This window comes from Natronomonas salsuginis, assembly GCF_005239135.1.
Taxonomy (GTDB): Archaea; Halobacteriota; Halobacteria; order Halobacteriales; family Haloarculaceae; genus Natronomonas; species Natronomonas salsuginis.
The window spans coordinates 713,472-737,680 of record NZ_QKNX01000001.1 but is presented as its reverse complement, the minus strand read 5'-3'; the positions used below and the strand labels follow the sequence as shown (position 1 = coordinate 737,680).

Genomic DNA, 24,209 nt, shown 5'->3' with positions numbered 1-24,209 from the left:
GTATCGCGTGACACGATGGCACAACCAGTAATCGCTGCCGTCGGCTCCTCGCCGATCGGCCGATCGGAGCTCCCCGGCCGCGATCTGTTCTCGATCGCGCTCGCGGAGGCGTTTGACGGACTGCCCGATCCGGCTGAACTCGTCGAGGCGGTCTACGTCGGCAGCCAATCCGAGAGCTACGAGCACCAGATCATGTACGGTACGCTGTTGGCCGAGTGGGCCGGCGTTGGGACGGTTCCCGCCGAGCGCGTCGAAGGCTGTGCCGCGGCGGGCGCGCTCGCGCTTCGACACGCGGTCAAGGATGTCCGGAACGGCGAGCACGACGGCGTCCTCGCCTGCGGCGTCGAAAAGATGACCGCCGGCGGAACGGGCGGCGCGACCGACGCGCTCTCGGCGGCCTTCGATCGCGCGATCGAACAGCGGTCGGGCGTGACCGCGCCGAGCCAGTACGCGCTCCTCGCCCAGCGATATCTCCACGAGACGGACGCGACCGAGGAAGACCTCGCGAGGATCGCGGTCAAGAACCACCGCAACGGAGCCGCGAACCCGCGGGCGCAGTTCCAACAGGAGATCGACGTCGAGACGGTGCTTGACTCCCCGCCGGTCGCACCGCCGATGAAGCTGTACGACTGCGCCCCGGTCGGCGACGCGGCCGCGACGGTGCTCGTGACGACCGCCGAGATCGCCGACGAGCTCGGCCTTCCCGCGGTGACGGTCGACGGGACCGGCGCGGCGGCGAACAACATCGCCGTCGCCGAACGGAACTTGACCGATATCGAGGGGGCGGCGATCGCCGCCGAGACCGCCTACGAGGAGGCCGATGTCGGGCCGGCAGACATCGATATCGCGGAGGTCCACGACGCGTTCACCGTCAGCGAGGCGCTTTTGGCGGAAGCCGTCGGGTTCGCGCCGACGGGCCGCGGCTTCGAGAGCTATCGGCCGGCCGGCGAACGCAGCGACGGGTGGACCGACGTCGAGATGAGCACGAGCGGCGGGCTCAAGGCCCGCGGCCACCCGATCGGGGCGACGGGGCTGTTGCAGGCGACCGAGGCGTACGAGCAACTGACCGGGGCGGCGGGTGATCGTGCGGTTCCGGGCGCAGAGCGCGCCTTGCTGCTCAACGAGGGCGGCGTCGCGGACGCGATAACGGTTACGCACGTCCTCTCGGCGGAGGGGGTACGATGAGCGACAACGACGTCGCGCTCGACGCCGACAGCCCCCTCACGCTCCCCGGCTTCTTCGACGCGCTCGCCGACGGCGAGCTCCTGGGTGGCGTGTGCGCCGACTGCGGGCAGGTGTTGCTTCCTCCGCGTCCCGCCTGTTACAACTGCGGAAGTCGATCGATCGACGTCGAGGCACAACCCCGAACCGGGCGGATCTACACCTACACCGAGGTCAACACGCCTCCACCGGCGCTGGAAGACGACGCGCCGTACACGATCGCGATCGTCGAACTCGACTCCGGCGGCCGACTTACTGGACGGGTCGACGCCCCGTACGACGCCGTCGAGATCGGCGATCGGGTCGAACTGCGTGTCCGCGAGCAGACAGAGGGGGAACGATCGCTCGCGTTGGAACACGAACAGGAGTGGCCGTTCCACGTCTTCGAACGCGTCGAGTGAGCCCTGGACCGGAGCCGCTCGGCGACGGTCTTAACACGTCACCACCGAAACGGGGGGTATGGCGAAGGTCACGCTGCTCGGTGAGCATCTCGCGTCGGTGGGGACCGAGTTCGTATACGGCGGCGAGTCGACGGCGTGCGAGGGCTGTCCGTACCGAAATCAGTGTCTCAACCTGACCGAAGGACGGCGATATCGCGTGACCGAAACCCGCGATTCCGGAACGCTCGAGTGTGCGGTCCACGCGACCGGCGTGACGGCCGTCGAAGTCGAGCCGGCACCGGTGCTCGCGAACGTCGCCTCCAACGCGGCCTACGCGGGGAGTAAGGCCGAACTGCAAGGGCCGTGTCCCTACACCGAATGTCCGAGCCACGACCTCTGTGAGCCCGCGGGTGCGGAGTTCGACACCGAGTATCAGATCGCGGAGGTAATTGGCGAACCGCCGCACGACCACTGTATGCTCGACCGAGAACTCACGCTCGTCGAGTTCGCGCCGGAAGGGGAGTAACGCGTGAACCGGCGTCAGCGCGTTCCGCTCTCGACCTGCGCTGACGTGCCGTCAGCCCGGTGCGCTGGCGGTTCGCCGTCGAGTCGCCCGACGAGCGAGCCCCTGTATCCGAACACGTTCCGGTAGCCGTACGCCGACAACAAGATGGGGTAAAACGGGGACTCGGCGACCAGCGGTTCGCCATCGATCGCGGCGAACCGTTCGCCCGTCGCGACCCGTTCGAAGTTCTCGACGAAGACCTCGTACGCGTCGGCTTGGCGTTTGGGGATCTGTTCGTCGAGCCGAAAGACCGGAAGCGGGTGGTGTCGCGGCGGTGTCGACTCCCCGGTGAGCGCTCCGACAGCGACGAGGAACTCCCTGACGAGTCGGGTCGCGTTATCGGCGGCGGCGGCCGACTGCTGGAGTCCACACTCGAGTTCGACGACGTCCGGATAGGCGATCAGTCGTCCGTCGCTGTACTCTGCCGTCTCTACCAGCGCTTCGACGGACAGGTACGGACAGACCGCTCGCGCGTGGCCGTCGAGCTCGTCGACGAGCGCGAAGGGGGCCGCGTGGGAACGCGTCGAGTGCAACGAGAGGATCTCACAGCCGCGAAGCTCCGAGAGCAGTTCGTGGGCGAGACGCCCCTCGTACGTCTCGGCGTCGGGCGAACCGGGGAAGGCGCGGTTCAGGTCCTCGTCGACGTATCGGACGCCGCGCTCGAGGGCGCGTTCGTTCGCGATGATCAGCTTGACGGGGCGCTCGACATCCGGTTTCTCCTCGGCGAGCGTTTCGACGGCGATCCGACCGCAGGGCTCGTCACCGTGGATTCCCCCGACGATCGCGAATTCGGGCTCGCCGTCCCCCAGCGTCTCGACGCGCATCTACGCGGTCGTAGCGTCCCCGACTGTATGAACCCCCCGCTTTGGGTCGGACTCGGCGGGAGCAACAATCGCGAAAAGTGCGTCCGAGACGTCTACAGCTTGCCGGCCTTCTGCAGCTTCATCAGGTCCTCGGTGTCGAGGGTTTCGCCTTCCTTGAACTTCTGGTAGATCTCCTCTGCTTCCTCCTTTGCGGCCTCGCGCTTCTCGGCGCGCTCGTCCTTGCGCTCAGCTTCCTCTTCCTTGTCGAGTTCGCGCAGCCGCTTTTGCACGCGGACGAAGTCCTCGTGGTGGCGGTCGGCGGCCTCTTGGGCCTCGACGAACTTGTCGTGCCACTCGTCGGCCTCGTCGCGGATGTCGTCGGCCTCGCGGTAGGCCTCGATCATCTTGTTGTGGTGCTCTTGGGCCTTGTCAGCCAGTTCGGTGACCTTCTGGTGGTGGGTCGACGCTTCGGCGCGGACCTCCTGTGCCTCGGATTTAATCTCTTCGAGATCGCCGCCCTGATCGAGCTTCTCCTTTCTGTCGGAGAGCTTCTCGCGTTTCTCCTCGATCTTCTCGATCAGTTCGCGCTCGTCCTCGCTGGAGAGCACCTCGGTCTGCTGTTTGAACTCCAGATCCTCGATCTCCTCTTTGAGCTGGTCGACGCTTTTGCCCTCATTGAGCTCGAGGTCGTCCTTGAGTCCGTCGACCTCGTCGAAAAGCTCGTTTGCCTTCGCGTTGAGCTCGTTGCGCTGTTCTTTGTGCTCTTGGACTTGCTCGTTGAGCTCGTCGCGCTTCTCGCGGTGCTCTTGAGCCTCGTCGACCTTCTCTCGCGTCTTCGCGTTGAATTCGTCGCGTTTGGAGGCGCGCTCTGAGGCCATCTGGTTCAGCTCGTTTCGCCGGTCACGGAGCTGGCCGGCTTTCTTGATGAGCTGGCCCTTGGATTTGTTGTCGAGGTCGTCGTCTGTCAGTTCTACGTTGTCGGATTTGTCAATTGACTCTGCCATGGTTGATCACGTTACTCCATTACCGCTCCGGCCGCGGACAGCAACCGCTGCTGAAAAATCGGTCGCCGTATGAGGAAGGTTCCCTGTCATTCTGGTCGGCTGACGATGCTGCCGAACGCCGGATGCGTTCTGGTGTATGGGCTTATGATATATTTGTATTTAAATATTTTGGTGGCCAGAACCCCGTGTAAACAGCAACCACAGTGGGAGAGACGCCTTCGACAAGGTTTCACACACCCCTTCCACGAGTATATAAATGAGACTCCCGTTCGAACGGTCATGGAACAACGGATTCGGGCGCTCGGCCACGAACACGTCAGCGCCGAGCACACGAGCACGTTCGAGTTGACGAGCGACGATTGGTTGACACCCGCCGGGGACTGCATCCTCGGCATCGGGGCCGACACGACGCCGGTGGCGTTCGACGACGCGTTCGTGGCCGCGTGTCGATCGCACGAGGCGGCGATCACCGCCACACTCTGCGCGGGCGAGTTCGAGCAGACGATCGAGGGGCACGGCCACCCGGACCTCCGCTTCGAGAACGATCGGAGCATGGTCGTTCGAACAAGCGAGTACGTCGACGACAGGACCGTGATGGTCGGTGCGGATACCGCCGCGGCGGAGATCGATCGCGACCTCGTCACCGAACTCGAAGCCGGCGCGGAACTGGAGTGCGTCCTCCGAGTCGACGTCGAGTAGCGTCGAGCCGACCGGCACGAATGCGTATTGGTACGGAGCGCTTTTTCGGGAGGGAACACAACGCCACGCATGGACGACGAACCAGCCGAGAACATCTCCGGGGGAGAATCGGGCGGCGGCGCGGTCGCCCAGTTCGATTCCGCGGGTTCGAGGACGCGAGCGGAAGCCGTCGTGGATCGGCTCGGCGAACTGTACTGGCGGAAGCGCTACGGCGGCCGCGACGGTTTCGAGTGTCTCGTCCGGACGATCCTCAGCCAGAACACCTCCGACGTGGCGAGCCAACCGGCCCACGACGCGTTGATGGACCACTACGGCCACGACGACCTCGCAACCGCGCTCGCCGAGGCAGTACAGTCCGAACTCGCCGAGACGATCTCCTCGGCCGGGCTGTACAATCAGAAGTCCGAACGGATCATCGCGATCGCCGAGCGCGTCGTCGACGAGTACGGAAGCACCGAGGCGTTCGATCGCTTCGTTCGCGAGGAGTCGCCGAGCGAGGTCCGGGGAACGCTGCTCGACATGAACGGCGTCGGTCCCAAGACGGCCGACTGCGTGCTCCTCTTTGCGGGCGGGCGTGGAGGCGTCTTCCCCGTCGATACACACGTTCACCGCATTGCGCGCCGGATGGGACTGGCGCTAGCCGACGCCGACCACGAGGGGGTTCGCGAAGCGCTCGAAGCCGCCGTTCCGGCGGAGGAACGTCACGCCTCATCGAGCCAGTATACCGACGTACACCAAGAGGAGTTCTCGAATGGCGGGACGTACGACGTTGGCGGAGCGGAGATCACGTTCGCTCATGGCGGTGTCCCTCCGGAAAAATGCGGATTCGGGCATACGGCGACGATACAGTTCGGACGGGAGTACTGCACTGCCCGTAAGCCGGCCTGTCTCGACGGACCTGAATCCTGCCCGCTGTACGATTTATGCGACCGCGTCGGTGTCTACCCCGAGACTGGCGAGGTCTTCGACCCTTCTGAAACGAAAATAACCGACTGAGTGCCGGATATTCATCGTTCGTTGTAGAGGGATGGTCGACTGCGGCGGTCAGTCTGTGATATCGGACCGTGAGCGTGGTCGCGACAGCGTCGACGGTCCCCAGTAGGCGACGACTGCAGCGGTCGCCGCGGCGAGTGCGATCAAGAGCGTAACGCTCGCTGGGTCTGATTCGAGCACCGGGAACATTCCGTTCGCCCAATTGAACGCCGTGTGCATGAGGAGGGCAGGCAAGAGGCTGCGATTGGTGTTGTTGTACAGCCACGTGTGGAGGACCGAGAGGAAGGCGGTGGAGACGAAGAAGCCGAACATTGGGACGTTGTAGTAGATGGTCTGACTCGGAATGTAGAACAGCGGAAGGTGCCAGACGGCCCAGACGAGACCGATGGAGAGGCCGGCGACGGTAGCGCCGAGACGGTCCTGGAGCGGGTCCAACAGGTATCCCCGCCAGCCGAACTCCTCCTGGACGGGGCCTCCGAGGAAGAAGATGAAGACGAACGCGATGGGCAAGACGCTGGGCGTCTCTGCCCATGGGTACGATGGCTCTGTGCCCGTGACGTAGGCGACGGCGAGTGCTGCAGCCACGACGCCAATCGGGAGCAGTAGGGCAACCGCCAGCCACCGTGTGGGATAGTCAACCTGGACGGCGCGGGCAAAAAGGCGGCCGACACCCATGATCCCGTCTGCGTATGCGACAAGTACGACCGCTGCGACAGACGGGCCGAACGCACCGAGTTCTGGCAGGACTGGCAGGCCGTCTAGAAGACCGAGGCCCGCGAGTGCCTTCGGAACCCAGAACGCCCAGGACCAGCCGAACGCGAGCGCGAGGAACGCCGCAATGGCTCGCCAGTCCGCCCCGTCGCCACGATTCGGAGCAGGTTCCATAAGGGCGATTTCGGTGTAATCGACAAAATATGTCGGTTTCGACAGAGTCCCGATAGTCGGCTCGATTCAGCGGTCGGTGGTCGGTTTCCGAGTGAACGGTGTCAGGACCGAAACAGAACCCTTTCGAAGTGAGGCTTCGGCCACACGGCGAAGATACAGACACCTGTCCGATGGCGGACCTCCGCGACCAGGTCGGCGTCTCCCCCGAGAGCGGAGAAGTCGCCGGTCCGGTCGACGCGCCCGAATCCGGCCGATGACGTCAGTCTGAGTGTCCGACGCTCGCAGTCGAGCTGCTCGGACCGCTCCCGTAGGCCGCATAAAGTATCAACCCGGCGATGACGAAGTCGATCGAGTGGGCGATCAGGTGGTGAACGGGCATCGAAACGGCCCCGGAGACGGTACCCAACCCGACGATCGACCGGAAGAACAGCATTCCGATGGCGAGGGTGACGAGCGCGTACGTCCGTGTCCGGCGGCGGTTGTAGACGACGAGCGAAAGCACCAGGAGAACCCCGGTCCCGATCCCCGCGAGCGCGAGGACGGCGAACAGCAGCACGGACTCCGGGTACTCGATCCAGTCGCCGGCCGCCTGGAGGGGCAGTGCGATCGATTCCATATCCGAGGTACGGGCCGACTTGGATATCAATCCACGGGCGACCGCGGCAGTCGCAGTCGGTCCTCGTCCCGCGGCGTTTTTGTCCACCCGCGACCGAACGCCGGTATGCTCACCAAGGACCTGCTCCGCGTTTCGCGGGCCGGCGGGGGGTACCAGCCCCGATTCACCGACCCGTCCGACGAGGCACTCGCTGCGCGGGTCCTCGGCGTCTATCAGGGGCACGTCGGCGAGTCGAAGCGCGACCTCGACGACGCGCTCGCCGAACTCGAACGGGAAGCCGACGATTTCAAGCTGGTCCGGGGGTTCGCGAAGCTTATCCACCGCGACGCACGGTTCGCCGTCGAGGCCCCCGTCTCGCCGCGGCGCGCGCGAACCGCCGCCTTCGAGGCCGCTGAGGCGGTCGGCGTCGTGACAGATGCGGATCGAACCGAGGCGCTCGCCGCGGCCGCCGACCGGCTCGACGCGTCCCCGGACGAGGTCGACGCGTCGCTGTTCGCCGATCGGGAGATCGAGTCGGTTCTTTACGCGATCGAAACGAACTACGATCCCGAGTCGCTCCGCGAGCAGTACGACCTCTCGCTGGCGCAGACGGCGCTGTTCAACGCTGTCTCGGTGCGGGTCGAAACCTCGGAGCCGAAGGCGCTCGTCTCGGCGATCAAGCGGCTCCGGCTGATGTACGAGATCCGACGAACCGACGAGGGGCGGACCGTGATCGTTACCGGTCCCGACGCACTCTTTCGCCGGTCGAGGCGCTACGGGACGCGGTTCGCTCGGCTACTCCGAACGGTCACGAAGGCCGCCGAGTGGACCCTCGAAGCGACGATCGACGATCGAGGCACCGAGCGGACGCTCCGGCTCGACTCGGACGATCTCACCCATCCGACGGCCGAACCGGTCGTCGAACCGACCTTCGACAGCGGCGTCGAGTCGGACTTTTACGCCCGATTCGATGCGCTCGATCTCGATTGGCGACTCCGTCGGGAGCCAGATGCACTCGAGGCCGGCGAGTTCGCAGTGATCCCCGACTTCGCCTTCGAGTGGCGCTACGGCGACTTCCGCGTCTTCTTCGAGATCATGGGGTTTTGGACGCCGGAGTACGTGGAAAAGAAACTCTCGCGGTTCGAGGCGCTGGAGGACGTTGCCTTCCTCGTCGCCTACGACGAGTCGCTCGGCGTCGGCGAGGCCATCGAGGCGCTCGGCCACCGCGCGATCCCGTACACGGGGACGGTTAGCGTCGCCGACGTTCGGGACGCCTTGCGTTCCTACGAGTCGGAACTGCACGCGGAAAGCGCCGCGACGCTCCCAGCGCGGATGACGCCCGACGCTGACGTGATCGCCATCTCCGTGTTAGCCGAGGAACGCGGTGTCCCCGAGCGCGCGATCGAGACCGTCGATTTTCCCGACCACGAACGCGTCGGCCGGACGCTCCTCAGGCCCGCAGTGTTGGAGACGCTTGCCGAGGAGCTGGAGGCAGGGATGGATCTCGACGACGTGGAGACGGTGCTCGGCGAGCGCGGCATCGAGGAAACCAGCGCGGTTCTCGCCCGCCTCGGGTACCGGGTCGAGTGGGAGGGGCTCAGCGGCGGGACGATCGCCGAGCGAGATTAGAGGTCGCGCTGCCGCCCTTTCGGCATCTGCGATCGGAGCTCGTCGTAGATGTACAGCCCGACGCCGATCGGTTCGATCGCTCCCGCGATCCGGTGGGCCGCGATGAGGTAACCCCAGTCGCCGTCCCACTCGGGCTCGGTGTCCTCGCCGCGGAGGAAGGCTCGCGCGTCCTCGTCGTCGAGGACGACGACGTTCTTCGTCGCCCCGCGACCGAACCGCTGGACCGCGTCCGTGGTGGGTTTCCAGTGTTCCTGTCTGGTTCGGAGAAAGGTCATCCCGAGCCCCTCGACTTCGGCCGGCGAGTCGATCTCACCGGCGAACGCCCAGATCTTCCCCGACCCCTTCTCCCAGAACGTGTGCCCCGCGAACCGCTCGGGGTCGAGATCGAAGCGTTCGACCCACCAGCCGACGACCGCCTCGCGGGTCGCTCGGCCCTCGACCTCGCGGTCGGCTGCCGTTTCGGGCAATCGATCGAATCGTTGTCCGACGTTGCCGTCGTCGTCAGTTCCGCCCCCGTCGCCACCGCTCATTCTCCCACCTCCAGTTTCGCACAGAAGAATCCGCCGGTGTCGTTGTGGTGTGGGTAGATCCGCTTGGCCTTCCGCATCGACTCGTCGAACGTCTCGTCGTCCCACTCGACGAGTCCCGAGACGTGTTCGAGCGGGAGGTCGTACTCGACGAGCCGACAGCCGGTGCGGTCGAGCGCGTACTGGAGCACCGCCTCGTTCTCCTCGGGAGCGAACGTACACGTCGAGTAGACGACGGTGCCGCCCGGCCGGGTGATCTCGATCGACCGTTCGAGGATCCCCTTCTGGACGCCGGCGATCCCCTCGACGTGATCCATCGACCAGCTGTCGACCGCGTCGGGATTCTTTCGGATCGTCCCCTCACAGGAGCAGGGCACGTCGACGAGCGTCCGATCGAACGGCTCCGCACCGAACGGTTTCAACGAGAAGTTCCGCGCGTCCTGTCTGGTCACGACGAGGTTCGTCACGCCGCAGCGTTCGGCGTTCGACCGGAGCGCAGACAGGCGTCCGAGGTTGTTGTCGTTGCCGACGAGCGTGCCGCGGTCGTCCATCCGCGCGGCCAGTTGCGTGGTCTTGCTTCCCGGTGCCGCACAGCAATCCAAGACGCGTTCGCCCGGTGATGGGTCGAGCGCGATCGCCGGAACGGCGGACACCTCCTCTTGACCGTACACCCAGCCGTGGACGAACGGCCAGGAGTTCCCGGGCGACTCGCCGTCGCCGAGTCGAAAGAGGCCGTCGTGCCAGTCGACGGGGGCGTACTCGACGTCCGCCTCGTCGAACGCCCGTCGAACCCGATCGGGCGTCGCCTTGATCTCGTTGACCCGGACGACCGACGGCAACGGGCGCTCACAGGCGGAGTGAAACGCCGACGGGTCGCCGACGATGGGGTCGTATCTCGAAAGCGGCTCCATGCGCACAGTCGACCCCGAGGTGGTTTGTCGGTGTCGATCACGGATCGCGTGGAACGGCGATCCGGCGTGGCGATGCCCTGATCGGCTCACTATTATGATGCTCGGTCACGTCGGTCGGCGTATGGCACGCATCCAGATTATCGACGAGGGGATCGAACTCGAGTCGCCGACGCTCATCGAAGGCCTTCCGGGTGCCGGTCTCGTCGGGAAGATCGCCGCCGATCACCTCGTCGATGAGTTCGACATGGCGTACTACGGCGCGCTGCTCTGTGAGGGGCTGCCGCGCGTCGCCGTCTACGGCGGGGACTCGCCGGACCTGCTGCCGCCGGTGCGGTTGTACGCCGACGAGACGCGGGATCTCGTCGTCCTCCAGAGCGACGTTCCGGTGTCGCCGAAACAGGCGACCGAGTTCGCCAGCTGCGTCACCGGCTGGATCGACACGAGCGACGCGTTTCCGCTGTACATCAGCGGGCTGGCCGAGGAGAAAGCCGACGTTCCGAAACTCTACGGCGTCGCGGCCGGAAACGGTGCGTCGATGCTCGATGACGTCGACATCGTCCCACCGAGCGGCGGTGGCTTGATCTCGGGGCCGACCGGGGCGCTGTTGCACCGAGCCGTGGAGACGGAGCTCGATGCAGTCGGCCTCATCGCCCAGACCGATCCGCGGTTCCCCGATCCGGAGGCCGCGCGGGTCGTCCTCGAGGACGGGATCACGCCGATCGCGGGCATCGACGTGAGCACCGACCGACTGGTCGACCAAGCCGACGAGATCCAAGCGGCCAGAGAGCAGTTAGCGAAGCGGCTCCAAGAAGTCGATCGCGACGAGAGCACGCAGGCGCAGCCGATCCGCGGCTTCCAGTAGCCCGCGACGCCGCTGGACGCCAAGACATATAGCCGACGCGGGACGAGTCCGAGTATGCGACCGATCCATGCGGCTCAGCGCGTTGCCGTTCTCGCGGACTCACAAAATCTCTATCACGCGGCGCACAGCCTTTACTCGCGTAACGTCGATTACACCGCGATGCTCGACGCCGCCGTCGACGACCGCGAACTGGTCCGGGCGCTCGCCTACGTGATTCGGGCCGAATCGCCCTCTGAGGAGGACTTCTTCGACGCGCTCCGCGGCATCGGATTCGAAACAAAAATTAAGGACATCAAGACGTTCGCCGACGGCTCACAGAAAGCTAACTGGGATCTCGGAATGTGTCTCGACGCGGTCACGCTCGCGGGGAAGATCGACACGTTCGTCCTGTGTAGCGGCGACGGGGACTTCGCGCGGCTGTGTACGCACCTCCGGCACGAGGGCGTCCGGACGGAGGTGTTCGGGTTCGGCGGATCGATGGCCGAGGAGCTTGTCGAGGCCGCCGATTCAGTCGTCGACATGAGCGACGATCAAGAGCGATACCTGCTGTAGCTACGGCCGCGTCTTCGAAGCCTCGACGATCGCCTCGGTGAGGACGTCGACGCCCAGCGTGAGCGAATCCTCGTCCACGTCGAACGTCGACGTGTGGTGACCACCGGGGTGGTCGGTTCCGATGCAGGCGTACGTCGCCAGCCCGCCGTGTTGCTGGACGCGCTGCATGAGAAACGTCGCGTCCTCGCTCCCGCCGATCGAGCCGCGTCGGGTCGCGCGCTCGACGTCCGGGTGCGCTCGGGCGGCGTCGTGGATCGACTCGACCAGTTCCTCGTCGCTTTCGGCCGAGGGGGCCTCCCCCTCGATGGTCACGTCCGCGCTGCAGTCGTGGGAGATGGCCGCACCCTCGAAGACCTGTTTGGCCCGTCTGAAGGTGTAATCGCGGATGTCGGTCGTCTCGCCCCGAACCTCGCCGTGGATGAACGCCTCCTCGGGGATGATGTTCGTCGCGGTGCCGCCGCCGACGCGACCGGCGTTGACGCGCGATTCGCCCTCGCTGTGGCGCTCGATACCGTAGAGGTTGCCGATGGCCGTCGCCATCGCCTGCACGGCGTTTCTGCCCTCCTCGGGGCGCGCGCCGGCGTGGCCCGGATGCCCCTCGAACGTGGTGTAGAACTGGGTGACTGCAAGGAAGTCGTCGATCCCGCCGATGATTTCGCCGGTCGGATAGTCGAGGCCGATGTGGATCGCAAAGAGGTAGTCGACGTCGTCGAGGTGGCCGGAATCGGCCATCGGCTTGCCGCCGCCGATGATCTCCTCTGCGGGCTGGAAGAACAGCTTGAACGTCCCCGAGAAGTCGCTCTCTTTGACCGATTCGAGGACGCCGAGGCCGATCGTCGCGTGCGCGTCGTGGCCGCAGGCGTGCATCGCGCCCGTCTCGGATCGGAAGCCCTCACGTGCGGGTTCGTGCCGCTCGTCGGTCGACTCTTCGCGGGGGAGCCCGTCGATGTCGACCCGCACCCCGACGGTCGGGCCGTCGCCCTGATGCACCACCGCGACGGCACCGGTCCAGCCCCCAGAAAGTTCGTCCAGCACGTCGGGGTCGGCACCGGCCTCACGGGCGCGGTCCATCCACACCTCCAGTTCGTCCTTATCCGGAACCGCGAGTCGTTCGTCGGCCAGCGCGTCGCGGCCGACGTGGAGTTCGTCGACGCCGATCCGTTCGACCTCGGAGACGATTTTGGCGGTGGTCCAAAACTCCCGCCAGCCGGGCTCGGGGTGACGGTGAAACTCCCTACGCAGTTCGACCAATCGGTCGCGTTCGACGCTCATGGAGGGAGGTGGTTCCCGCACAGTATAAGCCCCCGCGGTTCGGCACCCCCGAGCTAGCGACTGCCGGGGGCGGAGACGCGTTCGACGTCGACGTCGAGGTGAATCCCCTCGGGGAACGCCTGTCCGGCGACATCGCGGGCGAACTCGTCGTGGCCGACGATCTCCATGCGGCGTTCATAAACCGTATACGCCCAGTGTCGAAACGACCGCCCGCCCGCGTCGAGTCGCTTTGACTGCGGAACCGAGATATCCGCCGGTGACTCGGCGTGTGGGCCGCGGAGTTCGACTCCTTTACGCTCGGCTCGGTGTTTTATATCCCCGACGATCCGTTCGAGGACGTCTCGATCTCCGCTTTGGAGCATCAGCGTGGTGACGAAAGGCATGTGCATCCGTGGACGCTCGACCGCTAAAAACGCATCCATCGTCGTTGGCGTGTCGATGGCGATCCGAATCACCGTCACCACGGCCCTCCGACACCCATTTATAACATGACCGTTTACGACTGGGTAATGATAGAGGCCACGAGCGCGGGAGCCATCCTCTTTCGCGATACGCGTGGCCGGCGTGAGTACCTGCTACTCAAGTCCCGACCCGGTGATTGGGAGTTTCCCAAAGGCGGCGTCGAGGGCGACGAGGAACTACAGCAGACCGCTATCCGCGAGGTGAAAGAGGAGGCCGGAATCGACGACTTCCGGCTATTGAACGGCTTCCGTGACGATTACGACTACGTATTCGAAGCGAACGGCAATACGATCCACAAGACGGTCCACCTGTTCATCGCGAAGTCCTACGAGGCGTCGGCCGAGCTCTCGTCGGAACACCGCGATCTGCAGTGGCGCGACTACGAGCAGGCGATCAACACGATCACTCAGGACGGACCGCGCGAGATACTCGAGGGGGCACACGAGTTCATCGACGAGGAACTCGAGGAGTAGCGCAGTCGGTGCAGCGACGGCCAGCGCCGACAGCGACGCGTTTCGACTCAGGCCGCATCATTTATACGTCCGAGCGGCCGTATTTAAAACGGCCATGAGGAGACTCGTGGAACGACATTCACCACCATCGCCCGGAGACGGGCAGTTCATCAATGCAAGACACAGCGAAATATCTCGTACACGCGGATATCACGGCGGAGGGGATCGTCGAGCGCTCGGACGTCGTCGGGGCGGTCTTCGGACAGACCGAGGGCCTCCTCGGCGACGAACTCGACCTCAGGGAGCTACAGGACGCCTCGAAAGTCGGCCGGATCGACGTCGAAATCGACTCCCAAAACGGGCAGTCGTTCGGCCGAATCACGATCGCGACGAGCCTGGACCAGGTCGAAACGGCAATCTTGGGGGCGGCGCTCGAAACGATCGACCGAGTCGGTCCGTGCCGATCGACGATCGAGGTCCGAAAGATCGAGGACGTGCGAGCGGCCAAGCGCCGGGAGGTCGTCGAGCGCGCGAAATCGCTCCTCGGAAGCGCATTCGACGAATCCATGCGTTCCAGTCGGGACCTCGTCGAGGAGGTCCGTGAGTCGGTCCGAATCGAGGACATCACCGACTACGAGGGGCTCCCCGCGGGCCCCCGCGTCACCGACTCGGACGCAATCATCGTCGTCGAGGGGCGCTCGGACGTGCTCACACTCCTCCAGTACGGCATCAAAAACGCCGTCGCCGTCGAGGGGACCGACGTTCCGGACGCGATCGCGAAACTGACCGAATCGAAGACCGTTACCACCTTCCTCGACGGCGATCGCGGCGGCGAGCTCATCCGGCGGGAACTCGCCCAGGTCGGCGACATCGATCACGTCGCGTCCGCCCCCGAAGGACGTTCCGTCGAGGACCTCGCCCGGCACGAGGTGATGACCGCGCTCCGCGAGAAGATTCCGTACGACCAACTCGAACAGTCGGACGCGCCCTCGGAGCCCGAAGGCGACCCCGAAGGCGACGAGCAGGAGCCGATCGAAGCGGATGCCGAATCCGACGATACGGGGGCTACCGAATCGACCGTCGAAGCCCTCGGTAACGTCGGCGACGGAGAAACCGACGGGATGGTGGACGCGTCGCACTCGGGGACGCTTCGGGAGCACACGCGCGCCGTTATCGGCGAGGAGACGGGGCGCGTTCGACTCCTCGACGAAGAGTTCGGCGTGATCGCCGACGGTGACGCGGCGGACGCGTTCGATCTCGTGGTCGAGGAAGCCACGGTGCCGACGGCGATCGTCGTCGACGCCGAGTTGAGCCAGAAACTCCTCGACGTCGCCGCCCAGCGCGGCGTCGATCACGTGGTCGCGGCGTCGATGGGCGAGTTCGTCAAGCGTCCGACGAGCGTCCGGATCCGGACCGTCGATCAGCTACTCGCGCCGAGCGAGGCGTAACGCGTCCGCGCCGTCGGCGTAAAATCCGTCGCACGTGGCGTCGCACTCGAATCCGAGTCTCCGGTAGAACCGTCTCACCCCGCGGTTTCCGGTCGGTGTCGTGACGACGATCCGGTCCGTATCGATCGCAGAGACGACCGATTCGACGAGTTCTCGACCGTGTCCCTCCCGACGGGCGTCGGGCGCGACGACGAGTTCCGTGAGGGTCGCCGGATCGCCAGGGAACGCGAGGGCGTATCCGACGAGCCAGTCGCAGGCGACGGCAACGCGACCGAGAAACGGCCCGCGAACTGCGGCGTCGATGCAGTCCGGATCCGCGTACTGAAGATGGCTTTGTAGTGCCCGGACTGTCGGACGATCGGCCGGCTCCAGCGGGCGAATCATACGAAGCGAACGAGTGCCACCGTCGCGCACCCGAGTCCGGCCGAGAGCGTCGCGAGCAGATTGACCGTCTGGTTTCCAACTCGATCCCCCTCGAGTGTCGCGCCCAGAAGGCTATCGACGACCATCCCGAGGACGCCCGCACCGAAGACGGTGAACGTGGCCAAGGGGCCGAAATCGAAGAAGAACAGCGCGAGCGCAGCGATGAGGCCCGAGCCGGTCGCCCCGGCGACTGCGCCCTGCCACGTGACGCCGCCGTCGGTCCCCGGGGCGACGGGTTCGAGCGTCGTGATCAGCCGTGGGGAGTCGAAGAGGCCGCCGAACTCGCTGGAGAACGTGTCGGCGAGCGCGGCCGCGACCGCACCGGCGAAGGCGAACTGGAAGACGACCGGGGCTATACCCATTCCCTCTGCGGCGACGTACGCGACCACGGCGACGAGGGCGACCGCGGAGTTTGCGAGTACGTTGCTGCCTCCGCGCGCACCCTCGTTCTCCTGTGCGATACCGCGGGCGAGTTTTTCGTCGTATCGATACTTCGACGCCAGCCCGCCGAGGCCGAAGAACGTGATAAGGAGCGCGAACCAGCCGTAGCCGCCGAGGACGATCGCCCAAAGCGAGAGCAACACCCCACTCAGGGTACCGGTGACAGAGGCCGTCCCGAGCGCGTAGGCCACGTATCCCAGCGCGATCGTCACCGACAAGCCGATTGCCAACCGTTCGAGGGACGGCTCGACACCCAGTCCGAGCAGGAACCATATGACGAGCCCGACCGACAGCAACACCAACGAATCGTCGAACGGTGACAGCGTCGTCCGAACGAGCGCACCGATGAGTGCGCCGCTCGCGACGACGAAGAGGACGGTCGGCGATGTGGGCACCGTCCCACCGAGCCGTCCGGCGGCGAACACCGCCGCGGTCGCGGCGACCGTTCCGAGCGCCGCGAAGGCCGAAGCTCCCGCGACGGGTGTGGGAATGCGAGAGACCACGACGCGTTGTCCGAGATTTCCCGCAGTCAGGACGAACACCGCGGCGACGAAGGCGGCGAGTGGAAGATCGAGCGCGACGAAGAGGAACGCCAACGCCGCGACGGCGAAGCAGAACGATGCGAGACTGTGTAGCCGGTCCTCGTCTCGATCGCCGTCGCGGGCGAAGAGTTCGAACAGCGGTCCATCAGTCGAAACGAGCGCGACGGCTGCGAGCAGCGCGAAGGGAGCGATGGTCCCGATGGCTGCGATCGTTTCGTGTACTCGCCCGTCCAAGACCGGAGCGAGGAGCGTCGCGCTCCCGACGAGGAGGTAGCCGATGGCGCGCGCTATGTCTCCGGTCACGCACCGAGATATCCCCGTTGATCACTTAACCTTCCCGAAGAGCGGACCGACACGTTCAGGCCGACGGGGACGAACGTCCGCTCGTGGGACTGTACGATCGCTATCTCGCCGCACGGATCCGCCTGAGCGACGGTGGGGTTCCGAAACGGATCGCGCTTGTCATCACCGAGCACGACCTCCTCGAACAGGGCGCGTACGACACGCTCGCGTCGTTCCTCCGGTGGGCGTTCGAGATTGGCGGCGAGGAGGTGTTGATTTATGTCAGCGTGCTCGACGAGGCGGTGATCCCGACGCTTCGAGCGGCGCTGTCGAAACTCGACAGTCCGCGCAGCGTCGCGATTCGCGAACCCGGCGCGGAGAGCGTGGCCGACGCACCGGTACAGGTGAGTATCGGACTCGGCGGTCGCCAGGAGTTCGCCGCCGCAGTCCGTCGAATCGCGAGGGACGCGGCGGACGGAACGTTGGATCCAGAGGACGTGGACGAATCCGAGATCGAACGGCGGCTCGTGTTTCAGTCGCCACCGGATCTCGTGATCAAAACCGGCGCGGAACGATTGTCCGATTTCCTGATCTGGCAGTCGGTGTACTCCGAGCTATACTTCACCGACGTCAACTGGCGGGACCTCAGGCGGCGCGACTTCTTGCGTGCCGTCCGCGAGTTTCAAGAACGGAAGCGTCGGTTCGGCCGGTGACTGCCGATCAGATGACGGAGGAATCCGGATCGGTCGGGTCCTCGATCTCCTCTCCGCCGTGCGTCGCGTCGTCGAGCCCGGTAGTATCGTTACGCTCGATATCACCGGCCGCCCGGATAAGCGCGGCCGCCCGCTGAGCGCGCGTCTGCCGCCAGGATTCCTGTCGGGACTCGTACGTCCGAATCGCCCGCAGGAAGTCCACGCGCGAGAACTCGGGCCAGTACGGGGTGCAAAAATACACCGCAGCCTCGTTCCCGTTCGCGTGCCACGGCAGGAAGTTCGACGTTCGCTCGTCGCCGCCGGTCCGGATGATGAGATCGACCACCCGCGTCGGCCCCGTCGTCAGACGAGCTTCGATCTCCGAAACGGTGACATCTTCGGGGTCGCACGCGCCGCTCGCGGCTTCGTGGGCGATCTCGCGGGCGACGCCGAGTAACTCGGCGCGCCCGCCGTAGGCGAGCGCGACGTTCAAGCGGAGCGAGTCGTAGCCTTCGGTGCGCTCCTCGGCGTAGGTGATCGCCTCGCGAACGCGTTTGGGGAGCCGCTGTATCTCGCCGATCGCGCGGATCCTGACCTCGCGGTCGTGCACTTCGGGGCGGTCCGCGAACCCGCGGAGTTTCTCTGAGATCAGATCGAAGAGCGCCTCCCGCTCCTCGCGGGGGCGGTCGAAGTTCTCCGTGGAGAATGCGTACAGCGTCAACTCCTCGACGCCGAGATCGGCACACCACTCCAGCATCCGTTCGGTCGTGTCCGCACCGGCGCGGTGTCCCGCCGTCTTCTCCTCACCGTGTTCGCGCGCGTATCGGCGGTTACCGTCCTGAATGACGGCTACGTGCGTCGGCACGCCGGATACCTCGCGCTCGAGCAGTCGTTCGTAGAGCCGTCGAACCGCTCCCCGGAGCCGGTGGCGCATCTATCCGGCCTGAGGGCGGGCGAACGGATGAGTGTTGTTTTTCGTCGGTTGTGCGGGGCAACATACCGTCACCGTCGCGACTGCCGCAGAGTTTTTATATCATAACGCCGTCCGTCCGGACGCAATGGCGAAAGGCGTGGTTGATTTCTTCAACGATACTGGTGGTTACGGCTTCATCGAAACCGAGGACTCCGACGAGGACGTGTTCTTCCACATGGAGGACGTTGGCGGCCCCGATCTGGAGGAGGGTGACGAGGTCGAGTTCGACATCGAGCAGGCCGACAAGGGCCCGCGCGCGAAGAACCTCAATCGGCTGTAAGGCGGCGTTCGACCCCAGTAACGGCACAGCACTTCGATAGCGGCGCGGTGCGGGCAGTACCGCCACGGACCGTGACCTGTATTACTCCGGATAGCGATGGGTTCGGTATGAGCGAGGCCATCGACGACGATCTGTATCAGCGGACGAAGGCGCTGTTGGAACCCGGCGATATCCGGCTCAACGGCGTCATCGTCGACACCGAACTGACGAACGAGGAGGAGCCAACACTCCACCAGGCGACGCTCGACATCGGCGACGTCATCGCCGAGGCCGCAGGCATCGAGCCGACGGACACGTACGTCTATTCGGGGAACGACGACGATCGGTTCGGTGTCAACCAACACCAAGGGCTCACGCTCGACGGCGAGGAGTTCGTCTGGGAGTGCCAACAACTGATTCGCGACTCGACGTACGACATCGTCTTCTATTACGAGGCCGACGCCGATCAGGCGGCGATCGTTCGCGGCGTCGAGGAACTCGGATTCGGCGCGACGGGCGTCGAGGGCGAGTAACCCTTCACACGTCACGATCGACGACGAACTCGGCGAAGGCGGCGAGCTTCGACGCCGGTTCGGGTTCGAGATCGAGCCCCTCGAGGCGGGCTTTCGACGACTCCGAGAGCTCTTCGGCGACCGATCGGGCGTACTCGACGCTCCGCACCGACTCGAATATCTCGACGACCTCGCGGACGTCCTCGTCCGTGTTCTCGTCCGCCCACAGAATCTCCTCGAGGCGCGCGGCGTCCTCTGGGGGTGCGTTCTCCGCAGCGTGGATCGCCATCAGCGTCTTCTTTCCCTCCCGAATGTCGTTCCCGACGCCCTTACCGAAGTCGCCGCCCTCCTCGAGGGCGTACTCCACGTCGAGCACGTCGTCGGCGATCTGGAAGGCAATAGCCATGTCTTCGGCGTACTTCGCGACGGCCTGCTCGACGCCCTGATTGTCGGTCACGATCGCGGCCAGTCTTGCCACGATGCGACTGAGACAGCCAGTCTTGCACGCGCACATTTCGAGGTACTCCGCGTCGGTGATCTCGATCTCCTTTTGATTGTGCCACCGGATGTCCATCCCCTGGCCGAGGTGAGTTCGGTTGAGTTCGTACATCAGCATCTCGTAGGCGTCGAGCCGAACGTCGGCTCTGAGATCGCCTGGATTCCGCGTGATGATCTTCAGCGGCAGAAAGTACATCGCGTTACCGGCGTTGAGCGCGATATCCATCCCGTGAGTGTGGTGGAGCGCCGGTTCACCCCGTCTGTGCGTCGCGCCGTCCTCGACGTCGTCGACGATGATCGTGCCGTTGTGTAACACTTCCGGGATCACGGCGTATTCGAGATACGCCTCCGGGTCGTCCCCCAACGCTTCGACGAACAGCAAGAATAGGATCGCACGCCAGCGTTTTCCCCCCCGATCGAGGAGCTCCCAGATCGGATCCGAGAGCGCCCCCTGCAATGCCGCCGAATCGTACGAGTAGGTCGGCTCACCGAAGAAATCCGCGAGATAGGCGTCGTCGATCGTTCGAGGAAGCAACGACTCGATGGTCTCGTCGACAACGGGCCGCCACTCCTCAAGCACGCCGTACATGTCACGAGGCTTGCGGTGACAGAATAAAAACTCTCCCGTGTCACCGTGGCCGCGAGCGAGGCGCAAACGCCCCCCGGCATCGACGGAGAGACTTTTCATCCCCCCGACCCTCGGTCGGGTCGATGAGCGGACAGCGCGTCGGGATCGTCGGCAGCGAACGAGTGACCGAGGCCATCGAAGCCGCGGGGGGAGAGCCAGTCGACGACGACAGAGCATTCGATACCGTGGCATTCGTCGTCGCGGAGACGGAGTCGGCGATCACCGATCTCGCCAGAGACGGCCTCGATGCCCCGATACTGGCGGTCGAGGTCGAGGGGATTCCGTCGGTCCCGATCGATCGCCTCGAAGCGTCCATCGAGCGCATCCGTCACGGATCGGTGCCGACGATGCGTCATCCCGTCGTCACCGCCGCTGGTTCGTTCGATCCGATCGGAGCCGTCTTCGACGTCGCACTTATGGCCGCCGAGCCGGCCCGGATCTCGGAGTTCTCGGTTCACTGTGCCGGTGAGGAGATCTCCAGATTCCGAGCGGACGGCGTCGTCGCGTCGACGCCAGCGGGAAGCGTCGGCTACAACCGTAACGCCGGTGGGCCGACCGTCGCACTGGGTACCGGCGTCGCCTCGATCGTGCCTATCGCCCCCTTCGCAACGGCGGCCGGCGACTGGGTCCTTTCGATCGACGACGTCGAACTCCGCGTCGAGCGCGACGAAACGCCGGTCGAACTGCTCGCCGACGGACGCCGGGAGCTGCCCGTCGCGGCCGACGATGCGATCGCGCTGTCGACGGCCGGAACGATCGAGACGTACGCCCCTCCAGGGGCGACGGGGGCGTTCGGGGATTGGACCGGGACGGACGGGGACTGACGGGGATCGACGTGTGGCGCTCGCCGATCCGTCGCAAGCGGGAACTGTAGCCGACACGAGTTCGTCCGACGCGCGACGACTGCGTTTATCACCCGCGGGATCGCAGCGTGTCGTATGTCTGGCGACTTCGATTTCGATCACGAACTGCTCGCGGACCTCGTCGAAACGCCGGGCGTCCCGGGGTACGAAGACCGCATTCGGGCGCTCGTTCGCGCCGAACTCGAACCGCACGTCGATCGAATTCGCTCCGACGCGATGGGCACCCTCGTCGGAACGATCGAGGGGGCGAATCCGGCGTACGATGTCGTCGTCGCCGCCCACGTCGACGAGATCGGGTTCATCATCAAGTACGTCGACGACGAGGGGTTCCTCGAACTCGACGCGCTCGGCGGCTGGGATCCGCGGATCCTCCGCGCTCAGCGCGTCACCGTCCACACCGACGACGAACACCTGCCGGGAATCATCGGCGCGGTCCCGCCGCACACGCTCACGGAGGAACAAAAGGAGTCGAAACCGGAGATCAAAGACGTCCGTATCGACCTCGGACTCGACGCCGAGGCGGTCGCAGAGCGCGTCTCCGTCGGTGACCTCGTCACGATGGACGGTCGGCTCGCGCGCGTTGGCGAGTTCGTCACGGGAAAATCGCTGGATAACCGCGTGTCGGTACTCGCGATGATCGAGGCCGCGCGTCGCCTCGACGCCCCGGACGTCACCGTGCACTTCGCCGCGACGGCTCAAGAGGAGGTGGGTCTCCGCGGCGCGTCGGCGCTCGGTGTCGATCTGGACGCTGACCTCGTGCTCGCGATCGACACCACGGTCGCGAACGATGTCCCCGGGTTCGAACCAGGCGAGCGCGTCACCCAACTCGGAGAGGGGGCCGCGATCAAGCTGAAGGACTCGAGCGTCATCACGAACCACAAGCTGCACCGCCGGATCCGCCGAATCGCCGAGGAACGGGATATCGACTACCAACTCGAAGTGCTCCCGGCCGGCGGCACGGACACGGGAAGCCTCCAGCGGGCCGGGGGTGCGCGACCCGCCGGTGCGATTTCCGTGCCGACGCGGTATCTGCACACGCCGACCGAGAGCGTTCACCGTGACGATCTAGCGGCGACGATCGACCTCCTCGTCGCCACCCTCGAAACCGAGGACGGCACGCACGACTACACACTCTGAGCTCCGTCCCGTTCACTCGGCGTTGCTGCCGTTCCCGCCGCCCTCATTGCCGTTCGATCGCGGCCGAATCAGGTCGGCGAGCGTGACGACGAATCCGAGGAACCACCCGAGCGGGGTCGCGATGCCGACCCACATCAGGACAACGCCGATCCCTTCGAGGCTGAAGTTCGCTCGGAGATACTCGTTGGCGTCGTACACGTACAGGAGGTTGTCGAGGAGGAAGATCGCGAGCGACTCGCTTCGTTGGAGCACGCCGCTGAGCGAGGGATCGTACAGCGCCGCGACGACCGGGGGGAGGAAGACGGCGTTCATCGCGAACGGATAGCCGAAGACGACCGTCGTCCCGCGCCCGCCGACGCGGGTGAAGATGGCGGCCAGTCCCGCCGACACCACGGCGACGGCGCTCGCTGCGCCGACCGCGAGAAAGCCGTCGAATTCGAGCCGTACGCGAGCGAGCGCCGTCAGTCCGCCCCACAGCAGCGCCGTGAGGAGCACCACGCCAACGACGCCGAGTCGGGTCGTGGCCGTGTTGAAGCGGCGCGCGTTGAACCGCGCGGCGAAGCCGACGAGCAAGAACGGGTACAACAGCGCGACGAGCGGGACCCCGATCGCGGCCCAGATCCGATACTTGATCGCGTCCCCCCGCGTCCGAGGCTTCCACTTGCCGAGCACCCGATGGACGGCCGTCCGCTGTCGGGGGAAGACGAGTTCCATCCAGGTCTCGTGGAGCCGCACGACGTCGATCTTCAGTCCCTCGATGAGGCCGCCATCGGTCATACTACTTCCTTCCGTGGGGCGTAAAAATAGGTTCCGGCCTCCTCACTCGGTGGATCGTCCGAACGCGCTCACGCCTCGAGCGGGCTACCACGCGCTCGGACCGAAGTCGGGATTGACTTTCCGGCGCTCGGTGTCGATCGAATCGATGCGTTCGATCTCGTCGTCGCTCAGTTCGAGCGATAGCGATGCCCAGTTGTCGCGGATGTGATCGGAGCCGGTCGCTTTGGGGATCGGCGTCACTGCCTTCTCGCGGAGCCACGCGAGGCTGACCTGCGCTTCGCTGACGCCGTTCGCGTCGGCGATCTCCGACAGTACGTCGACGTCGAAGACGTCGCCGCGGGCCAGCGGCGAGTACGCGACCAGCTCGATTCCCGCGTCGGCACAGATCTCGCGGAGTTCACGTTGTTGGAGCAGCGGGTGCATCTCGACCTGATTCGCAAAGATCGGCGCGTCGATGGCGTCGCGGGCAGCTTCGAGATGCTCCGGTTCGAAGTTCGAGACGCCGATCCGCTCGATGCGGCCGTCGGCTTGGAGTTGTTCGAACGCCGACAGCGTGCCCTCGGGATCGTACTCGCCGGAGGGCCAGTGGACGTATAGCAGGTCGAGGTAGTCGGTCCCGAGGCGTTCGAGGCTCTCTTCAGTCGACTCGATCACGTCGTCGTGTGCGAGCTTGTTGGTCCACACCTTCGTCGCCAAAAAGATCTCCTCGCGGTCGACGTCCGCCGCGGCGAGGCCGCGACCGACCGCGGCCTCGTTGCGGTAGATCTGGGCCGTATCAACGTGTCGGTACCCGATATCGAGCGCGGTTCGGACCGACTCGGCACAGGCGTCCGGGTCGTCGTTCTGCCACGTGCCGAGGCCGAATCCCGGCATGCCGTTCCGATCGGGTATCTCGCGGTGTTGATTTGCCATAGGGAAAGTG

The 24,209-nt window shown here is 65.4% G+C and carries 29 protein-coding genes and 1 pseudogene; 16 read left to right on the top strand and 14 right to left on the bottom strand.

Going from position 1 to position 24,209, the window contains the following annotated elements; genetic code table 11:
• Positions 1 to 15 precede the first annotated feature (15 nt).
• Genes DM868_RS04030 through DM868_RS04020 form a run of 3 tightly spaced genes read left to right on the top strand, consistent with a single transcriptional unit; the run spans position 16 to position 2,127 of the window.
• Positions 16 to 1,185, top strand: coding sequence for a thiolase C-terminal domain-containing protein (locus tag DM868_RS04030; protein ID WP_137275548.1), 1,170 nt, complete (start codon positions 16 to 18; stop codon positions 1,183 to 1,185).
• Positions 1,182 to 1,622 (top strand): Zn-ribbon domain-containing OB-fold protein, encoded by a 441-nt coding sequence (locus DM868_RS04025; protein ID WP_137275547.1) that lies wholly within the window; start codon positions 1,182 to 1,184, stop codon positions 1,620 to 1,622. Before DM868_RS04030 ends, DM868_RS04025 begins: the two co-directional genes overlap by 4 nt.
• 58 nt (positions 1,623 to 1,680) lie before the next feature.
• Entirely contained in the window at positions 1,681 to 2,127 is a 447-nt protein-coding gene (locus tag DM868_RS04020; RefSeq protein WP_137275546.1) for a UPF0179 family protein, read from the top strand.
• Positions 2,128 to 2,141: 14 nt separating this feature from the next.
• On the opposite strand, the gene DM868_RS04015 is transcribed toward DM868_RS04020, so the two are convergent.
• Positions 2,142 to 2,990 (bottom strand): succinylglutamate desuccinylase/aspartoacylase domain-containing protein, encoded by an 849-nt coding sequence (locus DM868_RS04015; protein WP_137275545.1) that lies wholly within the window; start codon positions 2,988 to 2,990, stop codon positions 2,142 to 2,144.
• A 92-nt stretch (positions 2,991 to 3,082) separates the two neighbouring features.
• Complete coding sequence (locus DM868_RS04010) at positions 3,083 to 3,973, bottom strand: coiled-coil protein (protein ID WP_137275544.1); 891 nt, start codon at positions 3,971 to 3,973, stop codon at positions 3,083 to 3,085.
• Positions 3,974 to 4,252: 279 nt separating this feature from the next.
• On the opposite strand from DM868_RS04010, the gene DM868_RS04005 reads away from it, so the two are divergent.
• Positions 4,253 to 4,672, top strand: a complete 420-nt coding sequence (locus DM868_RS04005; RefSeq protein WP_137275543.1) for a DUF371 domain-containing protein — start codon at positions 4,253 to 4,255, stop codon at positions 4,670 to 4,672.
• A gap of 69 nt (positions 4,673 to 4,741) precedes the next feature.
• Positions 4,742 to 5,668 carry an endonuclease III domain-containing protein gene (locus DM868_RS04000; protein WP_137275542.1) on the top strand — a complete coding sequence of 309 codons (927 nt, stop codon included), beginning with the start codon at positions 4,742 to 4,744 and terminating at the stop codon, positions 5,666 to 5,668.
• 48 nt (positions 5,669 to 5,716) lie between these two features.
• On the opposite strand, the gene DM868_RS03995 is transcribed toward DM868_RS04000, so the two are convergent.
• On the bottom strand, positions 5,717 to 6,550 hold the full coding sequence (locus tag DM868_RS03995; protein ID WP_137275541.1) for a CPBP family intramembrane glutamic endopeptidase: 834 nt from the start codon (positions 6,548 to 6,550) through the stop codon (positions 5,717 to 5,719).
• 149 nt (positions 6,551 to 6,699) lie between these two features.
• Between DM868_RS03995 and DM868_RS15625 the strand changes: the two are divergent.
• Positions 6,700 to 6,807: pseudogene (locus DM868_RS15625) on the top strand (endonuclease III domain-containing protein); the annotation flags it as partial.
• Between the two features lie 2 nt (positions 6,808 to 6,809).
• On the opposite strand, the gene DM868_RS03985 reads toward DM868_RS15625, so the two are convergent.
• A complete protein-coding gene (locus DM868_RS03985; RefSeq protein WP_137275540.1) occupies positions 6,810 to 7,166 on the bottom strand; it encodes a DUF7471 family protein in 357 nt (118 codons plus the stop codon).
• 105 nt (positions 7,167 to 7,271) lie between these two features.
• Between DM868_RS03985 and DM868_RS03980 the strand changes: the two genes are divergently transcribed.
• Positions 7,272 to 8,774: a DUF790 family protein gene (locus tag DM868_RS03980; protein WP_137275539.1), complete on the top strand. Its 1,503-nt coding sequence runs from the start codon at positions 7,272 to 7,274 to the stop codon at positions 8,772 to 8,774.
• On the opposite strand, the gene DM868_RS03975 is transcribed toward DM868_RS03980, so the two are convergent.
• On the bottom strand, positions 8,771 to 9,304 hold the full coding sequence (locus DM868_RS03975; protein ID WP_137275538.1) for a DUF7122 family protein: 534 nt from the start codon (positions 9,302 to 9,304) through the stop codon (positions 8,771 to 8,773). The two genes, DM868_RS03980 and DM868_RS03975, sit on opposite strands and share 4 nt — an antisense overlap.
• Positions 9,301 to 10,212, bottom strand: a complete 912-nt coding sequence (locus DM868_RS03970; RefSeq protein WP_137275537.1) for an RsmB/NOP family class I SAM-dependent RNA methyltransferase — start codon at positions 10,210 to 10,212, stop codon at positions 9,301 to 9,303. The genes DM868_RS03975 and DM868_RS03970 overlap by 4 nt, the downstream gene beginning before the upstream one ends.
• 121 nt (positions 10,213 to 10,333) lie before the next feature.
• Between DM868_RS03970 and DM868_RS03965 the strand changes: the two genes are divergently transcribed.
• Both DM868_RS03965 and DM868_RS03960 read left to right on the top strand, forming a co-directional pair.
• Positions 10,334 to 11,074: a proteasome assembly chaperone family protein gene (locus tag DM868_RS03965; protein ID WP_137275536.1), complete on the top strand. Its 741-nt coding sequence runs from the start codon at positions 10,334 to 10,336 to the stop codon at positions 11,072 to 11,074.
• Between the two features lie 54 nt (positions 11,075 to 11,128).
• Positions 11,129 to 11,626: a LabA-like NYN domain-containing protein gene (locus DM868_RS03960; protein ID WP_137275535.1), complete on the top strand. Its 498-nt coding sequence runs from the start codon at positions 11,129 to 11,131 to the stop codon at positions 11,624 to 11,626.
• Here the strand turns inward: DM868_RS03960 and DM868_RS03955 are convergent, their stop codons facing one another.
• Together DM868_RS03955 and DM868_RS03950 are read right to left on the bottom strand one after the other, a co-directional pair.
• Complete coding sequence (locus DM868_RS03955) at positions 11,627 to 12,898, bottom strand: amidohydrolase (RefSeq protein ID WP_137275534.1); 1,272 nt, start codon at positions 12,896 to 12,898, stop codon at positions 11,627 to 11,629. It abuts the gene before it with no gap.
• 53 nt (positions 12,899 to 12,951) lie between these two features.
• Entirely contained in the window at positions 12,952 to 13,362 is a 411-nt protein-coding gene (locus tag DM868_RS03950; RefSeq protein ID WP_342776368.1) for an uS10/mL48 family ribosomal protein, read from the bottom strand.
• Between the two features lie 45 nt (positions 13,363 to 13,407).
• On the opposite strand from DM868_RS03950, the gene DM868_RS03945 reads away from it, so the two are divergent.
• The gene (locus DM868_RS03945; RefSeq protein WP_137275533.1) at positions 13,408 to 13,833 is read left to right on the top strand and encodes a bis(5'-nucleosyl)-tetraphosphatase; all 426 of its coding nucleotides are present in this window, start codon (positions 13,408 to 13,410) and stop codon (positions 13,831 to 13,833) included.
• 152 nt (positions 13,834 to 13,985) lie between these two features.
• Positions 13,986 to 15,260 carry a DNA primase DnaG gene (dnaG, locus tag DM868_RS03940; RefSeq protein WP_137275532.1) on the top strand — a complete coding sequence of 425 codons (1,275 nt, stop codon included), beginning with the start codon at positions 13,986 to 13,988 and terminating at the stop codon, positions 15,258 to 15,260.
• On the opposite strand, the gene DM868_RS03935 is transcribed toward dnaG, so the two are convergent.
• Together DM868_RS03935 and DM868_RS03930 are read right to left on the bottom strand one after the other, a co-directional pair.
• Positions 15,237 to 15,644 (bottom strand): GNAT family N-acetyltransferase, encoded by a 408-nt coding sequence (locus tag DM868_RS03935; protein WP_137275531.1) that lies wholly within the window; start codon positions 15,642 to 15,644, stop codon positions 15,237 to 15,239. The two genes, dnaG and DM868_RS03935, sit on opposite strands and share 24 nt — an antisense overlap.
• On the bottom strand, positions 15,641 to 16,969 hold the full coding sequence (locus DM868_RS03930; protein ID WP_137275530.1) for a DUF92 domain-containing protein: 1,329 nt from the start codon (positions 16,967 to 16,969) through the stop codon (positions 15,641 to 15,643). The genes DM868_RS03935 and DM868_RS03930 overlap by 4 nt, the downstream gene beginning before the upstream one ends.
• Before the next feature lie 83 nt (positions 16,970 to 17,052).
• Between DM868_RS03930 and DM868_RS03925 the strand changes: the two genes are divergently transcribed.
• Complete coding sequence (locus DM868_RS03925; protein WP_137275529.1) at positions 17,053 to 17,661, top strand: undecaprenyl diphosphate synthase family protein; 609 nt, start codon at positions 17,053 to 17,055, stop codon at positions 17,659 to 17,661.
• Between the two features lie 7 nt (positions 17,662 to 17,668).
• On the opposite strand, the gene uppS is transcribed toward DM868_RS03925, so the two are convergent.
• Positions 17,669 to 18,574, bottom strand: coding sequence for a polyprenyl diphosphate synthase (gene uppS / locus DM868_RS03920; protein ID WP_137275528.1), 906 nt, complete (start codon positions 18,572 to 18,574; stop codon positions 17,669 to 17,671).
• Positions 18,575 to 18,698: 124 nt separating this feature from the next.
• Between uppS and DM868_RS03915 the strand changes: the two genes are divergently transcribed.
• Together DM868_RS03915 and DM868_RS03910 are read left to right on the top strand one after the other, a co-directional pair.
• Positions 18,699 to 18,893 (top strand): cold-shock protein, encoded by a 195-nt coding sequence (locus DM868_RS03915; RefSeq protein WP_137275527.1) that lies wholly within the window; start codon positions 18,699 to 18,701, stop codon positions 18,891 to 18,893.
• Positions 18,894 to 19,000: 107 nt separating this feature from the next.
• The gene (locus tag DM868_RS03910; protein WP_137275526.1) at positions 19,001 to 19,405 is read left to right on the top strand and encodes a DUF5778 family protein; all 405 of its coding nucleotides are present in this window, start codon (positions 19,001 to 19,003) and stop codon (positions 19,403 to 19,405) included.
• 4 nt (positions 19,406 to 19,409) lie between these two features.
• Here DM868_RS03910 and DM868_RS03905 read toward each other — a convergent pair whose 3' ends face one another.
• Entirely contained in the window at positions 19,410 to 20,471 is a 1,062-nt protein-coding gene (locus tag DM868_RS03905; protein WP_137275525.1) for a polyprenyl synthetase family protein, read from the bottom strand.
• 122 nt (positions 20,472 to 20,593) lie between these two features.
• Here DM868_RS03905 and DM868_RS03900 point away from each other — a divergent pair, with 122 nt between their 5' ends.
• Together DM868_RS03900 and DM868_RS03895 are read left to right on the top strand one after the other, a co-directional pair.
• Positions 20,594 to 21,334: an NAD(+)/NADH kinase gene (locus DM868_RS03900; protein ID WP_137275524.1), complete on the top strand. Its 741-nt coding sequence runs from the start codon at positions 20,594 to 20,596 to the stop codon at positions 21,332 to 21,334.
• 114 nt (positions 21,335 to 21,448) lie between these two features.
• Positions 21,449 to 22,510: a M42 family metallopeptidase gene (locus DM868_RS03895; protein WP_137275523.1), complete on the top strand. Its 1,062-nt coding sequence runs from the start codon at positions 21,449 to 21,451 to the stop codon at positions 22,508 to 22,510.
• A gap of 12 nt (positions 22,511 to 22,522) precedes the next feature.
• Here DM868_RS03895 and DM868_RS03890 read toward each other — a convergent pair whose 3' ends face one another.
• Both DM868_RS03890 and DM868_RS03885 read right to left on the bottom strand, forming a co-directional pair.
• Positions 22,523 to 23,287, bottom strand: coding sequence for a hypothetical protein (locus tag DM868_RS03890; RefSeq protein ID WP_222845457.1), 765 nt, complete (start codon positions 23,285 to 23,287; stop codon positions 22,523 to 22,525).
• Between the two features lie 84 nt (positions 23,288 to 23,371).
• The gene (locus DM868_RS03885; RefSeq protein ID WP_394347518.1) at positions 23,372 to 24,199 is read right to left on the bottom strand and encodes an aldo/keto reductase; all 828 of its coding nucleotides are present in this window, start codon (positions 24,197 to 24,199) and stop codon (positions 23,372 to 23,374) included.
• Positions 24,200 to 24,209: the final 10 nt, after the last annotated feature.

Coding starts and splice junctions, on each gene's coding strand:
- DM868_RS04015 (WP_137275545.1), bottom strand. CDS start 2,990: ATGCGCGTCGAGACGCTGGGGGACGGCGAGCCCGAATTCGCGATCGTC.
- DM868_RS03945 (WP_137275533.1), top strand. CDS start 13,408: ATGATAGAGGCCACGAGCGCGGGAGCCATCCTCTTTCGCGATACGCGT.
- DM868_RS04000 (WP_137275542.1), top strand. CDS start 4,742: ATGGACGACGAACCAGCCGAGAACATCTCCGGGGGAGAATCGGGCGGC.
- DM868_RS03935 (WP_137275531.1), bottom strand. CDS start 15,644: ATGATTCGCCCGCTGGAGCCGGCCGATCGTCCGACAGTCCGGGCACTA.
- DM868_RS04030 (WP_137275548.1), top strand. CDS start 16: ATGGCACAACCAGTAATCGCTGCCGTCGGCTCCTCGCCGATCGGCCGA.
- DM868_RS03970 (WP_137275537.1), bottom strand. CDS start 10,212: ATGGAGCCGCTTTCGAGATACGACCCCATCGTCGGCGACCCGTCGGCG.
- dnaG (WP_137275532.1), top strand. CDS start 13,986: ATGCAAGACACAGCGAAATATCTCGTACACGCGGATATCACGGCGGAG.
- DM868_RS03900 (WP_137275524.1), top strand. CDS start 20,594: ATGAGCGGACAGCGCGTCGGGATCGTCGGCAGCGAACGAGTGACCGAG.
- DM868_RS03960 (WP_137275535.1), top strand. CDS start 11,129: ATGCGACCGATCCATGCGGCTCAGCGCGTTGCCGTTCTCGCGGACTCA.
- uppS (WP_137275528.1), bottom strand. CDS start 18,574: ATGCGCCACCGGCTCCGGGGAGCGGTTCGACGGCTCTACGAACGACTG.
- DM868_RS03985 (WP_137275540.1), bottom strand. CDS start 7,166: ATGGAATCGATCGCACTGCCCCTCCAGGCGGCCGGCGACTGGATCGAG.
- DM868_RS04010 (WP_137275544.1), bottom strand. CDS start 3,973: ATGGCAGAGTCAATTGACAAATCCGACAACGTAGAACTGACAGACGAC.
- DM868_RS03980 (WP_137275539.1), top strand. CDS start 7,272: ATGCTCACCAAGGACCTGCTCCGCGTTTCGCGGGCCGGCGGGGGGTAC.
- DM868_RS03885 (WP_394347518.1), bottom strand. CDS start 24,199: ATGGCAAATCAACACCGCGAGATACCCGATCGGAACGGCATGCCGGGA.
- DM868_RS04025 (WP_137275547.1), top strand. CDS start 1,182: ATGAGCGACAACGACGTCGCGCTCGACGCCGACAGCCCCCTCACGCTC.
- DM868_RS03910 (WP_137275526.1), top strand. CDS start 19,001: ATGAGCGAGGCCATCGACGACGATCTGTATCAGCGGACGAAGGCGCTG.
- DM868_RS03915 (WP_137275527.1), top strand. CDS start 18,699: ATGGCGAAAGGCGTGGTTGATTTCTTCAACGATACTGGTGGTTACGGC.
- DM868_RS03995 (WP_137275541.1), bottom strand. CDS start 6,550: ATGGAACCTGCTCCGAATCGTGGCGACGGGGCGGACTGGCGAGCCATT.
- DM868_RS04005 (WP_137275543.1), top strand. CDS start 4,253: ATGGAACAACGGATTCGGGCGCTCGGCCACGAACACGTCAGCGCCGAG.
- DM868_RS03895 (WP_137275523.1), top strand. CDS start 21,449: ATGTCTGGCGACTTCGATTTCGATCACGAACTGCTCGCGGACCTCGTC.
- DM868_RS03965 (WP_137275536.1), top strand. CDS start 10,334: ATGGCACGCATCCAGATTATCGACGAGGGGATCGAACTCGAGTCGCCG.
- DM868_RS03890 (WP_222845457.1), bottom strand. CDS start 23,287: ATGACCGATGGCGGCCTCATCGAGGGACTGAAGATCGACGTCGTGCGG.
- DM868_RS03905 (WP_137275525.1), bottom strand. CDS start 20,471: ATGTACGGCGTGCTTGAGGAGTGGCGGCCCGTTGTCGACGAGACCATC.
- DM868_RS03955 (WP_137275534.1), bottom strand. CDS start 12,898: ATGAGCGTCGAACGCGACCGATTGGTCGAACTGCGTAGGGAGTTTCAC.
- DM868_RS04020 (WP_137275546.1), top strand. CDS start 1,681: ATGGCGAAGGTCACGCTGCTCGGTGAGCATCTCGCGTCGGTGGGGACC.
- DM868_RS03975 (WP_137275538.1), bottom strand. CDS start 9,304: ATGAGCGGTGGCGACGGGGGCGGAACTGACGACGACGGCAACGTCGGA.